This window comes from Salmonella sp. SAL00670 (assembly GCF_046552235.1).
In the GTDB taxonomy this organism is placed as follows: domain Bacteria; phylum Pseudomonadota; class Gammaproteobacteria; order Enterobacterales; family Enterobacteriaceae; genus Salmonella; species Salmonella enterica.
The window spans coordinates 254,395-267,386 of sequence record NZ_JBGDUO010000002.1 but is presented as its reverse complement, the minus strand read 5'-3'; the positions used below and the strand labels follow the sequence as shown (position 1 = coordinate 267,386).

The 12,992-nt window shown below is 50.8% G+C and carries 8 protein-coding genes and 1 CRISPR repeat array; of the genes, 5 read left to right on the top strand and 3 right to left on the bottom strand.

Going from position 1 to position 12,992, the window contains the following annotated elements:
• Window positions 1–49 precede the first annotated feature (49 nt).
• Window positions 50–627: a CRISPR direct-repeat array (repeat unit 29 nt; unit sequence GTGTTCCCCGCGCCAGCGGGGATAAACCG).
• A 218-nt stretch (window positions 628–845) separates the two neighbouring features.
• Complete coding sequence (locus tag ACLJRS_RS08740) at window positions 846–1,643, top strand: MBL fold metallo-hydrolase (RefSeq protein WP_410957780.1); 798 nt, start codon at window positions 846–848, stop codon at window positions 1,641–1,643.
• Window positions 1,644–1,730: 87 nt separating this feature from the next.
• Here ACLJRS_RS08740 and queD read toward each other — a convergent pair whose 3' ends face one another.
• Entirely contained in the window at window positions 1,731–2,093 is a 363-nt protein-coding gene (gene queD, locus ACLJRS_RS08735; RefSeq protein WP_000108313.1) for a 6-carboxytetrahydropterin synthase QueD, read from the bottom strand.
• 423 nt (window positions 2,094–2,516) lie between these two features.
• On the opposite strand from queD, the gene cysJ reads away from it, so the two are divergent.
• From cysJ to cysH, 3 genes are all read left to right on the top strand, one after another.
• Complete coding sequence (cysJ, locus tag ACLJRS_RS08730; RefSeq protein WP_000210923.1) at window positions 2,517–4,316, top strand: NADPH-dependent assimilatory sulfite reductase flavoprotein subunit; 1,800 nt, start codon at window positions 2,517–2,519, stop codon at window positions 4,314–4,316.
• On the top strand, window positions 4,316–6,028 hold the full coding sequence (gene cysI / locus ACLJRS_RS08725) for an assimilatory sulfite reductase (NADPH) hemoprotein subunit (protein WP_001290654.1): 1,713 nt from the start codon (window positions 4,316–4,318) through the stop codon (window positions 6,026–6,028). Before cysJ ends, cysI begins: the two co-directional genes overlap by 1 nt.
• Window positions 6,029–6,103: 75 nt before the next feature.
• Window positions 6,104–6,838, top strand: coding sequence for a phosphoadenosine phosphosulfate reductase (cysH, locus tag ACLJRS_RS08720; protein WP_000080403.1), 735 nt, complete (start codon window positions 6,104–6,106; stop codon window positions 6,836–6,838).
• Window positions 6,839–7,050: 212 nt separating this feature from the next.
• Here cysH and sopD read toward each other — a convergent pair whose 3' ends face one another.
• Window positions 7,051–8,004 (bottom strand): SPI-1 type III secretion system effector SopD, encoded by a 954-nt coding sequence (gene sopD, locus ACLJRS_RS08715; RefSeq protein ID WP_001145544.1) that lies wholly within the window; start codon window positions 8,002–8,004, stop codon window positions 7,051–7,053.
• 383 nt (window positions 8,005–8,387) lie between these two features.
• Window positions 8,388–11,087, bottom strand: coding sequence for a CRISPR-associated helicase/endonuclease Cas3 (locus tag ACLJRS_RS08710; RefSeq protein WP_000192071.1), 2,700 nt, complete (start codon window positions 11,085–11,087; stop codon window positions 8,388–8,390).
• A 357-nt stretch (window positions 11,088–11,444) separates the two neighbouring features.
• Between ACLJRS_RS08710 and casA the strand changes: the two genes are divergently transcribed.
• Window positions 11,445–12,980 carry a type I-E CRISPR-associated protein Cse1/CasA gene (gene casA, locus ACLJRS_RS08705; protein WP_000366318.1) on the top strand — a complete coding sequence of 512 codons (1,536 nt, stop codon included), beginning with the start codon at window positions 11,445–11,447 and terminating at the stop codon, window positions 12,978–12,980.
• Window positions 12,981–12,992 lie beyond the last annotated feature (12 nt).

The window sequence follows — 12,992 nt, the reverse complement described above, 5'->3', positions numbered from 1 at the left end:
CAAGCGGGGATAAACCGTAACCATGGCTAAGAAAAAAACTTACAGGACTGTGTTCCCCGCGCCAGCGGGGATAAACCGAGATATGAAAAACGTAAAAATTTACACCGCCAGTGTTCCCCGCGCCAGCGGGGATAAACCGTGAAGAACGGCCAGCCCGTCGAGGTATCAATCGTGTTCCCCGCGCCAGCGGGGATAAACCGCAGGCTGGTGCCATAGTTTTGAGTTTCTACCGGTGTTCCCCGCGCCAGCGGGGATAAACCGCGTTGTCGTTGCTGGACAGAACTCCGGGGACGGTGTTCCCCGCGCCAGCGGGGATAAACCGTACGGGCATGGACGGCTCGTACAGTTTTGACGGTGTTCCCCGCGCCAGCGGGGATAAACCGGGCGCCCGCGTTTCTCGGCTCGGCGCAATATCGTGTTCCCCGCGCCAGCGGGGATAAACCGGTAGTGCAACGCCGGTGATTTTACCAGTATCAGTGTTCCCCGCGCCAGCGGGGATAAACCGGTGCAACAGTTTCTTACCGCAAGCAGTTTGAAGTGTTCCCCGCGCCAGCGGGGATAAACCGCGGTGCTCTATGTCTAAAAATAAAAGCGGTTCGTGTTCCCTGCGCCAGCGGGGATAAACCCAGCACAATCATTATTAGATGAACTTTCATCAAGTGTTCCCCGCGCAGCGGGGATAAACCGGGGATCGCGCTGGCGGTCGCATCCGTTGCCGTGTGTTCCCCGCGCCAACAAGGATAGCCGTTGCATAATCATAATCTGTGTACCAGTAATGGCAGCTACAAACCTGTAAAGTAAAAAGGCCGCGTTTTCCCGGGGAGGCTTTTATACAGGAGAAGGCCATGGCGTTAAGGATCAGGGTATTGCTCGAAAATCATAAGGGAGCTGGAGCGGATAAATCGTTGAAGGCCCGGCCAGGGTTAAGCCTGTTGGTCGAGGATGAGCCTACGTCTATCTTGTTCGATACCGGCCCTGATGGCAGTTTTATGCAAAACGCGTTGGCGATGGGGATCGACCTGTCCGATGTGTCTGCTGTGGTGCTTTCGCATGGTCATTACGATCATTGCGGCGGCGTGCCGTGGCTTCCTGATAACAGTCGAATCATCTGCCATCCCGATATTGCGCGCGAACGTTATGCGGCAATGACTTTTCTCGGTATTACCCGAAAAATAAAAAAATTGTCGTGTGAGGTGGACTATTCACGCTACCGAATGATGTACACGCGTGGCCCCCTGCCGATTGGCGAAAACTTTATCTGGTCAGGGGAAATACCGGTGGTCGCGCCTGAAGCCTACGGTATTTTTGGCGGCCACGATGCGGAGCCGGACTCTATTTTGGATGAGGGCGTACTGATTTACCAATCGACAAAAGGATTAGTCATCATTACGGGATGCGGGCATCGGGGGATCGCAAATATTGTCCGGCACTGTCAGAACATTACCGGTATAAAGCGGATTTACGCGCTTGTCGGCGGATTTCATCTCCGCTGCGCATCACCGTTCACGCTGTGGCGAGTCAGGCGCTTTCTGCAAGAACAAAAACCTGAAAAACTATGCGGTTGTCACTGTACAGGGGCCTGGGGGCGGTTGTGGCTACCGGAAATAACCGCACCTGCAACCGGTGATGTGCTGCGCTTTTAACACCGCGCTGGACAATGTTTTCACTGATAAAACGTCGTGTGGATAGGCTGGAATCAATTTGACATCCAGCCCACGCGTTAATAAACCTTATTCGCCGCGATAGACGCAGCCGGCTGTACAGGTCTCTTTCACCATCACGGCGCTCAGTAGCGGCACGACGGGCTTAACCTGATCCCAAATCCATTTTGCCAGCACTTCGCTGGTGGGATTGGACAGCCCTGGAATATCATTCAGATAGTAGTGATCAAGACGATCGTAAGTCGGTTTAAACGCCGCTTTGAGATCCGCGAAATCCATAATCCAACCGGTATGCGGATCGACTTCACCGGTAATTTCGAGACGCACCATAAACGAGTGTCCGTGCAGGCGGCCGCACTTATGCCCTTCAGGCACGTGAGGCAGGCGGTGAGCGGCTTCAAAGGTGAAATCTTTATACAACGTGGTGGACATGATGAACTCTCAGGCAATAAAAAAACCGCCGTAGGGTACCGGAAAGCGCATTTTTTATCATTAACTAAAACCATTCTCCGCCTTGTGACGGGCAATTAATTTAAGAATTTCCAGAAAATTTAATAATTATCAATCAATTATAAAATCGATTTTGGCGTTAATAACGATAACTAAAACAGGTTAGTTCATTTGGTTATTTGTTATTTCCAACCCTTCTTTAATTGTTATTCCTCTCACCGTTAACCTTATCCTCAGTTTGGGATTTATCGCTTATACATTTCATCTTTCAAGCCGCATCTGTGTTGACTGCGTTTACTCACCCCAGTCACGTATTTATGTACGCTCCTGGGGCGCGCTCAGCTTACGGCGAACTTGAATGATTTTGTGTATAGATCCGCTTTGCTTACTGGAACATAACGACGCATGACGACACCGGCTCCACTGACTGGGTTGCTTCCGCTTAATCCGGAGCAACTGGCGCGCCTTCAGGCCGCGACAACCGACCTTACTCCCGAACAGCTTGCCTGGGTCTCCGGCTATTTTTGGGGCGTACTGAACCCGCGCTCAGGCGCTGTTGCCGTCACGCCTGTTCCTGAGCGGAAGATGCCGGGGGTTACGCTTATCTCCGCTTCGCAAACCGGCAATGCGCGTCGTGTGGCGGAAGCGCTGCGTGATGATCTGCTGGCGGCCAACCTTAATGTGACACTGGTGAACGCCGGCGACTACAAATTCAAACAGATTGCCAGTGAAAAACTGCTGGTGATAGTGACGTCCACCCAGGGAGAAGGCGAGCCGCCGGAAGAGGCCGTCGCGCTGCATAAGTTCCTGTTCTCGAAAAAAGCGCCGAAACTGGAAAACACCGCTTTTGCCGTGTTTAGCCTCGGCGACACCTCTTATGAATTTTTCTGCCAGTCCGGAAAAGATTTCGACAGCAAACTGGCGGAACTGGGCGGTGAACGCCTGCTCGACCGTGTCGATGCTGACGTTGAATATCAGGCAGCTGCCAGCGAATGGCGCGCCCGCGTGGTTGATGTTCTGAAGTCCCGCGCACCTGTCGCGGCACCTTCGCAATCCGTCGCTACTGGCGCGGTAAACGACATCCACACCAGCCCCTATACCAAAGACGCGCCGCTGGCCGCGACCCTCTCCGTGAATCAGAAAATCACCGGTCGCAACTCGGAAAAAGATGTGCGTCATATTGAGATTGATTTAGGCGACTCCGGCCTGCGCTATCAGCCGGGCGATGCGCTGGGCGTCTGGTATCAGAACGATCCGGCTCTGGTGAAGGAGCTGGTTGAGTTGCTGTGGCTGAAAGGCGATGAGCCGGTGACGGTTGATGGTAAAACCCTGCCGCTCGCCGAAGCGCTGGAGTGGCACTTCGAGCTGACGGTGAATACCGCCAACATTGTTGAGAACTACGCGACCCTGACGCGCAGTGAGTCGCTGTTGCCATTAGTGGGCGACAAAGCGCAGCTCCAGCACTACGCCGCGACCACGCCCATTGTTGATATGGTGCGTTTCTCTCCGGCGCAGCTGGATGCTCAGGCGCTAATCGACCTGCTGCGACCGCTGACGCCGCGCCTCTACTCTATCGCCTCTTCGCAGGCGGAAACTGAAAACGAAGTCCACGTCACCGTTGGCGTGGTTCGTTATGACATTGAAGGCCGCGCCCGCGCCGGTGGCGCCTCCAGCTTCCTCGCCGACCGCGTGGAAGAAGAGGGCGAAGTTCGCGTCTTTATTGAGCATAACGATAACTTCCGCCTGCCAGCTAACCCGCAGACGCCGGTGATCATGATTGGCCCCGGCACCGGCATCGCGCCGTTCCGCGCCTTTATGCAACAGCGTGCGGCGGAAGGGGCGGAAGGCAAGAACTGGCTGTTCTTCGGCAACCCGCACTTTACCGAAGATTTCCTCTATCAGGTGGAGTGGCAGCGCTACGTGAAAGAAGGCGTGCTGAACCGGATCGATCTGGCCTGGTCCCGCGATCAAAAAGAAAAAATCTACGTACAAGACAAACTGCGCGAACAGGGCGCGGAGCTGTGGCGCTGGATCAATGACGGTGCCCACATTTATGTCTGCGGCGACGCCAGGCGTATGGCCGCAGATGTCGAAAAAGCATTGCTGGAAGTGATCGCTGAATTCGGCGGTATGGACCTCGAATCGGCAGATGAATATTTAAGTGAGCTGCGCGTAGAGCGCCGTTATCAGCGAGATGTCTACTAATGAGCGAAAAACATCCAGGCCCACTGGTGGTCGAAGGTAAACTGTCCGATGCCGAGCGCATGAAGCTGGAAAGCAACTACCTGCGCGGTACCATTGCGGAAGATCTGAACGACGGTCTCACCGGCGGTTTTAAAGGCGACAACTTCCTGCTAATACGCTTTCACGGCATGTATCAGCAGGATGACCGCGATATTCGCGCCGAGCGTGCGGCGCAGAAGCTGGAGCCGCGCCACGCCATGCTGCTGCGCTGCCGTCTGCCGGGCGGGGTGATTACTACGACGCAATGGCAGGCGATCGATAAATTCGCGGCGGATAACACGATTTATGGCAGTATCCGTCTGACCAACCGCCAGACCTTCCAGTTTCACGGTATTCTGAAGAAGAACGTCAAGCCGGTGCACCAGATGCTGCATTCGGTCGGGCTGGATGCGCTGGCAACCGCTAACGACATGAACCGTAACGTGCTGTGCACCTCCAACCCGTACGAATCGCAGTTGCACGCGGAAGCCTACGAGTGGGCGAAGAAGATCTCCGAACATCTGCTGCCGCGCACCCGTGCGTATGCGGAGATCTGGCTCGATCAGGAGAAGGTCGCGACCACTGACGAAGAACCGATCCTCGGCGCAACCTATCTGCCGCGTAAATTTAAAACCACGGTGGTGATCCCGCCGCAAAATGATATCGATCTGCACGCCAACGACATGAACTTTGTGGCGATTGCCGAGAACGGCAAGCTGGTGGGCTTTAACCTGCTGGTTGGCGGCGGTCTGTCCATTGAGCACGGTAATAAGAAAACCTATGCTCGTACCGCGAGCGAGTTTGGATATCTACCGCTGGAGCATACGCTGGCGGTAGCCGAAGCGGTGGTGACGACCCAGCGTGACTGGGGCAACCGTACCGATCGTAAAAACGCGAAAACCAAATATACGCTTGAGCGCGTCGGTGTCGACACGTTCAAAGAAGAAGTCGAGCGTCGCGCGGGGATCAAATTTGAGCCGATCCGCCCGTATGAGTTTACCGGGCGTGGCGACAGGATTGGCTGGGTGAAAGGCATTGATGATAAATGGCACCTGACGCTGTTTATTGAGAACGGCCGTATCCTGGATTATCCGGGGCGTCCGCTGAAAACCGGCCTGCTGGAGATCGCGAAGATTCATCAGGGCGAGTTCCGTATCACCGCTAACCAGAACCTGATTATTGCCAGCGTGCCGGAAAGCCAGAAAGCGAAGATCGAGACGCTGGCGCGCGACCACGGGTTGATGAATGCCGTGAGCGCGCAGCGTGAAAACTCAATGGCCTGTGTATCGTTCCCGACCTGCCCGCTGGCAATGGCGGAAGCCGAGCGTTTCCTGCCGTCGTTCACGGACAAAGTGGAAGCGATTCTGGAAAAACACGGCATTCCTGATGAGCATATCGTGATGCGCGTGACCGGCTGCCCGAACGGCTGTGGTCGCGCGATGCTGGCGGAAATTGGCTTAGTAGGGAAAGCGCCTGGTCGTTATAACCTGCATCTTGGTGGAAACCGTATTGGGAGTCGTATCCCACGGATGTATAAAGAAAATATCACCGAGCCGGATATTCTGGCCTCGCTGGATGAACTGATTGGGCGCTGGGCGAAAGAGCGTGAAGCGGGTGAAGGCTTCGGCGACTTTACGGTGCGTGCGGGCATCATTCGCCCGGTGCTCGATCCCGCGCGTGATTTCTGGGAATAACCTGAATTGCCGGATGGCGTCTGTGTAGGCCTGATAAGCACAGCGCCATCAGGCAAGGCAAACAGTGAGGAACTCATGTCCCAACTCGATCTCAACGCATTGAATGAACTGCCAAAAGTCGATCGCGTAATGGCTCTGGCGGAAACCAACGCCCAACTGGAAAAACTGAGCGCCGAAGAACGCGTGGCATGGGCGCTGGAAAATCTGCCCGGCGAATACGTGCTCTCCTCAAGCTTTGGCATCCAGGCGGCGGTGAGCCTGCACCTGGTGAACCAGATTCGCCCGGATATCCCGGTGATCCTCACCGATACCGGCTATTTGTTCCCGGAAACCTACCAGTTTATTGATGAGCTAACGGACAAACTCAAACTCAACCTGAAAGTTTACCGCGCGGGCGAAAGTCCGGCCTGGCAGGAAGCGCGCTACGGCAAGCTGTGGGAGCAGGGCGTTGAGGGCATTGAGAAATACAATGACATCAACAAAGTCGAGCCGATGAACCGGGCGCTAAAAGAGCTGAAAGCGCAGACGTGGTTTGCGGGTCTGCGTCGCGAGCAGTCCGGCAGCCGCGCGCATTTACCCGTTCTCGCTATCCAGCGCGGCGTGTTTAAAGTGCTGCCGATTATCGACTGGGATAACCGCACGGTTTACCAGTATCTGCAAAAGCACGGTCTGAAATACCATCCGCTGTGGGATCAGGGCTATCTGTCGGTGGGCGATATACATACTACCCGCAAGTGGGAGCCGGGCATGGCGGAAGAAGAGACGCGGTTCTTCGGGCTGAAGCGCGAGTGCGGGCTGCATGAAGGGTGATTGTCCTTACGCGGTATGATTATACTTGCTGCTATGAAAAATCCGGCAGGCAGCCGGATTTTAAATTGGTTATATACCCAAAATAATTCGAGTTGCTTAAAGGCGGCAAGGGAGTGAGTCCCCAGGAGCATAGATAACTATGTGACTGGGGTGAACGAGCGTAGCCAACACATAAGCAACTTGAAGTATGAAGGGTATATTACTGACTATCTTTATACCAGTAATATATTACGACTGCACCCATCTTTACCAATGTGCAAAGAACGTTCATGGGTTAGATATAGCTTTTCAAGAATTACATCAATAAACATTTTTTTTGCATGATAGTCGTTATAATCCTGATTAAGTTTTTTTAAAAAACCAGAATTTGTTGGTTTAAACTCTGAAAACGGTGAATAGCTATGTAGTAAATAGGAGATACACGGATGCATCATGCTAAAAGCGACTTCACCTTGTACCTCCTGATAACCTATTTTGCAAAACTGAGTCGTAGGCTCAAAGTTACCGGCATTAATACAGGCCAGCATTGATTTTTCATCTGCAGTAAGTGAGTCCTGCCATTCGACAAGCGGGTGGTCTGGAGCCTCTGCGGGACGCATCATCTCATAAACCGCCGTTTTGATTTGTGCATTGCCCGTCACTTCTTTTCGTAGAGTTGAAATCGACTCCTGAAGTAATTCCGGGTGCCAGGTCATCTTCGAACCAATCACCTCACATATTTGTAAAAATAATTGTCTCTCCTCTCTACTCATAGATTCTATCACTGCATCATCTGATATATTAAGGATGTCCTTAATATTGCTTTGGCTGATCACCGTGTCGCCGACCATAAGTAAAAATTGTGTTTGAGAAGCGTCCATCTTGATAGTAAACAGATCTTGATGAGCCGGGCAGGCCAGATGTTGTAGCCGTTTAAAGGCGTAAATTTTATTTATATCCTCTACGTTAACTTCCATCTCTCCAGGTTCACCACGGCCCTGCCCGTGAATGATGGAGTGTAACACTTCCAGCGCATGGTCCTTTTTTTCCGCTCTAAAATGATCCTGGACTTTATCCCAGCCCCCCATATGGATTGCTTTTTCTTTATCTGCGCTTAACAGATGAGCAAGCCGACTTTCGTTAAGCGTATAATTTTGATGATTACCAAAGCTTAAAGTGACTGGCATAATATTTTCCTTCAAATTTATATTATTCAATATCCGGAGTAAAATATATCGTTCAATTCGCTCTTTTTTATTAAACAGATAAGGTTTACTACAGGAGAGAATTTGAACGGCATTATTAATACAGCACATTTATGGTTGGTAACCCTTTGTGGTGACGATAATTCAGACAAAAGGTAGATGATTCGCCGCAAATGGTCGTTTTTTTAAATTTTGGTTTGTCATGAATGGTGTTGATGCTGAGAGATAAAGTATGATGAAATGAAGTAGTTAAATTTAATTAATTAATGGTATTCATGGAAATGGATGTAGATAGAGAAGCTGCAAAGATTTTAGTGAATCTAATGTAATAACTTCTCTATACAACGGAGTTAGAATAATACCCGTTATCCAACCAATCCAAAACGTTTACTATAATAGCTAGCTTCTCCGGCATCAGATACCAGCACAACCTGTCCGGAAGGGCGATGGTGGCGTTTTCTGAAACAGGCTAATGTTTCCTCATCTGGACATTGGAATGTACCAGAATTTTTTTGCCACCATGATTTTCGGACGGATAAGCGACTTTTTTCCCAGCAGAAATCTATTTCATCAACTAAAGGGCGTAGCTGTCCATTAATGTCTTTTCTGGCGAGATAAACATCAACACTCTCTTCACCCAGACGGGTAGAAAATTCTCTATCTTTATCCCATAAAAAGTCGCTGGCTTCTCGATCGTAACCGAGATCGTAACGTAATAAATTTTGCGCAGCCACTGAACGTTGGCTAAGGACTTTGCCAAAGGCAACGTCAGAGATCGTCTGCAAGCCTGCTGGCGCAGCAATTTTCTGCTCGTATACGCCGTCAACGAGTGCTCTGGCATTATCCGGCATACGGATCTCACCATGTTGACGCAGCAGCGCCTGTGTACGCCACAGGCAGGCATGATCGGCGTAAACAAAGCCGGTACCTTTTAGCTCTTGCCCCAACCAGCCCTCTTCTGCCTGCTCCTGCCAGTGAGGGGCCAGAATATGCAATACTGGTGGCTGGCGTTCATCCGGAAGCGTAGATTTTCGTTGCCCATGGGCATCGCGGATATGGCGTTGCAGGCGACCGGCGCGCTGGATCAATAAATCAATCGGCGCCAGATCGGTGATCATCCAGTCAAAGTCCAGATCGAGACTTTGTTCAACGACTTGTGTGGCGATTAATACCTTACCACGTCGTTCAGAAACGGGGGCATTGTTACCAAACCAGTTTAACGTTTTATTTTCAATAGCAATACGATCGATAAAAGCAAAACGGCTGTGGAAAAGCAAGAGATCCTGCTCTGGAACGATTCCCTCGTGTAGCAACTGCTGGTAAGTGTCCAGCGCATCATCAACCGTGTTGCGGATCCAACAAATGCACTGTCCGGTTGCCACAACGCGATAAATAATGTCCAGTGCTTCCTGGCGCTGCTGTATCCAATTAACGGCTACAGTCCTTTGGACTTCGGGACGTGTGGCCAGTGGTTGCTCTAACAGACCGGAGGAAGTGAGGTGGCTTAACCATGGATAACCCGCGTTATCGCTACCACCAGCGCTCATAAATCCCGCGCCATCGCTAAACGCATTAAGTAATTTTTCCCGTAAAGCGGCGGGAAGAGTGGCGCTCAGAATAATAGCGCTACCGCCCTGGGCGGCATGGAAGCGCAATAAACCTTCCAGCAATTTAACCATATAACCATCATAGGCGTGCACTTCATCCAGCAGCAGGATTTTGTCGCGCATCCCTAGCAATCGGAGCGATTGATGGCGAAAAGGCATCACCGCCATTAAGAGTTGATCCAGCGTACCTACGCCGACTTCCGCCAGCAGCGCTTTTTTGCGTGAATCTGCAAACCAGGTATGGCACTCAGTAGTCGCGTTGCCATCATCACGGGCATAATCTTCAGCTATATTTTCTGTTGGCTGCCAGATGGATTGTCGGAAAGAGTCCGACATTTCTCGCCCACCGTGTGCCAGGATGAGCGATGGCCTGGACTCATCGGTAAATAGCGCATGATAAGCCGATGCCAGGCGCTGATACATGGCGTTTGCGGTGGCCATTGTCGGCAACCCAACGTAGAGACCGTGGCCTTTATTGGCTGACATTAAGCGGTGAGTCAGAATCAGCGCGGCCTCTGTTTTGCCTGCTCCGGTAACGTCTTCCAGGACAATCAGCTGTGCACCGGGTGCTGAAATATCCAGTTCGCTTGCCCGTTGCTGAAGAGGGGTGAGCGTCTGAATGAACGGAAATAGTGCCCGGTGATCTTGATAATGGCTGTGCTGAGATAACGGCGGCATTCGGAGGATGGCCTGTTGGGCTTTTTCACAAGCGAGAGGCCAATAATCTTTCAATGGCATGGCGCTGCTGAGCAGTGGAAACTGGCTTTCATCCGAGCCCATCCAGTCGGCAAGGGTGACAAGCCCAGCGAAAAACCAACTGTGCTGTTTTAAACATTTTCTCCCTGCTTTGGTTTTCCACTCCTGAGGTAGAGTGAAAGGAAATAATTCACTTAATGCTTCCAGATAATGCGTTGCTGCGACAATGTCTTCATCGGTGAATGCCAGCGAGCTTCTGTTTTTCATGGTGTCCGGCGGGATGCCATGGTGCCCGGTGCTAATAAGCATCCAGCTATTTAAAGCGCTTTCAAACCTGGCGCGATTTTCTGGTTCAATACCTGCGATAATTTCATTACTGCCTGAACTCCACGCTTCAAATAATTTACCCCATAAATAGAAGCCTAAGGAATCATGTCTCTCAAATACGGAAACACCGCTAATGGGAGAGACTAAGGGAGAGTCTGGGAATTCGGCGTATTTTTGAAATCCTCTGGCGAATTTTCCGATATCGTGGCTGGTAAGAAACCAGATTATCCAGTTTTCTGCATTTGTACCTGAGATATTACATTCCTTTAATATATTACATGAATTGAATATATTGTTTTTTATTATGTATTTCCCGCATGCAGCAACGTCCAGGCAATGGTATGCCAGTAAATGATAATTACAGATTATGTTTTTTGTTGATTTATCAGTTTTCCCCCAATAGCAGAGGTAGTCCAGATATTCTATCTGTGTCATCTTTTTCCTGTAGCAGGGGGATTACAATGAAATCGATAATAAATTGGGATACGGGTAATTGGCCAGTTTTTTTGTCTGGATTAGGTTATCCCCGCTGGCGCGGGGAACGCTGCGCTATTAAGACTGTATTTACGGTTTATCCCATAATTTTAGGGAACGTATTAAAGATAACAGATAACTATAAAAAATACATAGTCTGATTTAAGACTGTATCTACTTTTTATTTATATTTTCGTCTTCGAGAAAATGTAGTATAACTCCGATGACAGTATTTAAGAGATACCTCAGGACGGAACCTACCTATAGGTAGGTAATATTCCAAATTGGCTTAATAAATAGCCCTGCAGGAGTAAAGGTATGGATTTAACCAAAGAGAAATGGCTTCCCGTCATATTCTCAAACGGCGATAAAAAGAAAATATCATTACGCGATCTTCTGGATAACCGCATTCAGGATCTTGCCTATCCTCGGGCTGATTTTCAGGGGGCGGCATGGCAAATGCTGATTGGTATTTTACAATGTACCGTCGCGCCGGAAGATAAAGAAGAATGGGCAGATATCTGGCATGAAAGTATCGAATTCGAACAATGGGAGAAGGCGTTAAATACGATTTCTCTGGCTCTACAGTTCGGCGAGCAAAAACCTTCCTTCCTGCAAAGTTTTGATCCTCTCGATAGTGAATATGGTTCTATTGCCGGGCTGCTGGTGGATGCGCCGGGCGGGAATGCGCTCAAGCTCAATAAAGATCATTTTGTAAAACGTGGCAACGTAGAACAAATATGTCCTCACTGCGCGGCGATAGCGCTATTTGCGATTCAAACCAATTCACCTGCCGGCGGGGCGGGTTACCGGGTAGGGATGCGCGGCGGTGGTCCGCTGACTACGCTGGTGGTACCGCAGGAAGAAGATAAATATCCACTATGGAAAAAACTTTGGCTTAACGTTTTGCCGCAGGAAGAGCCGCCGAATGTTACACAGCATCCACTCATTTTTCCCTGGCTTGCGCCGACGAAAACCAGCGAAAAAGCGGGGAATGTGGTCACACCGGATAATGCGCACCCCTTGCAAGCCTACTGGGGGATGCCGCGGCGCATAGAACTGGATTTCACCCACACTGTGGCAGGTATCTGCGATTTGTGCGGGGAGCATCACGAATCACTGCTACTGCAAATGTGTAGTAAAAATTATGGCGTTCAGTACGACAGTTGGCTACATCCCTTCTCCCCATATCGGCAGGCATTGAAAGATCCATCCGCACCCTGGCTGGCGTTTAAAGGGCAGCCGGGCGGGTCAAGTTATAAAGACTGGTTGGGGCTGATGCTCAATCGTGAGGATAAGTTCAACAAAATGCAGCCTGCAAAGGTCGTTCGTGCCGCTGGTCAGCGGAACAAAATGAGCCTGTGGTGCTTTGCCTGGGATATGGATAAGGCCAAGGTCCGCTGCTGGTATCAGCACCGTATTCCGCTCATTAGCGTTTTGCACGAAGAGCAATTTCTCGCTGCACTTAACACCGTGCTGGTGCTGGCTAGTGAGTCGCTGTCGCTGTTACGGAACGCGTTAAAGAGCGCCAAATTCGATTGTCCGAAAGAAGCCAAAATGGATTTTAGTATGGTGGATATCGCCTTCTGGCAGGAAACCGAACCCGCTTTTCGGACGTTGCAAGAGGCGCTGGCTGTCGATCCGCTTCGGCAGGATACGCAGACTCGCCACGCAGTAAGTCAGTGGGAGGCGGAATTAGCACACTATCTATTTCACGTTTTTGACCGTGATGCCCTGACCAACCCCGACTGCCCGGACGATATCCTGCAGCGCCAGCTGACGGCCCGACAGGATTTAGCCAGCAGCTATCGTAAACATAAAGCGCGCAAGGATGTGTTGGCGCTGGTCGAATAACAGAAGGAAGCC

Bases quoted from the DNA above. Each gene is read 5' to 3' on its own strand.
- ACLJRS_RS08740 (WP_410957780.1), top strand. From the start codon at position 846: ATGGCGTTAAGGATCAGGGTATTGCTCGAAAATCATAAGGGAGCTGGA.
- queD (WP_000108313.1), bottom strand. From the start codon at position 2,093: ATGTCCACCACGTTGTATAAAGATTTCACCTTTGAAGCCGCTCACCGC.
- cysJ (WP_000210923.1), top strand. From the start codon at position 2,517: ATGACGACACCGGCTCCACTGACTGGGTTGCTTCCGCTTAATCCGGAG.
- cysI (WP_001290654.1), top strand. From the start codon at position 4,316: ATGAGCGAAAAACATCCAGGCCCACTGGTGGTCGAAGGTAAACTGTCC.
- cysH (WP_000080403.1), top strand. From the start codon at position 6,104: ATGTCCCAACTCGATCTCAACGCATTGAATGAACTGCCAAAAGTCGAT.
- sopD (WP_001145544.1), bottom strand. From the start codon at position 8,004: ATGCCAGTCACTTTAAGCTTTGGTAATCATCAAAATTATACGCTTAAC.
- ACLJRS_RS08710 (WP_000192071.1), bottom strand. From the start codon at position 11,087: ATGACACAGATAGAATATCTGGACTACCTCTGCTATTGGGGGAAAACT.
- casA (WP_000366318.1), top strand. From the start codon at position 11,445: ATGGATTTAACCAAAGAGAAATGGCTTCCCGTCATATTCTCAAACGGC.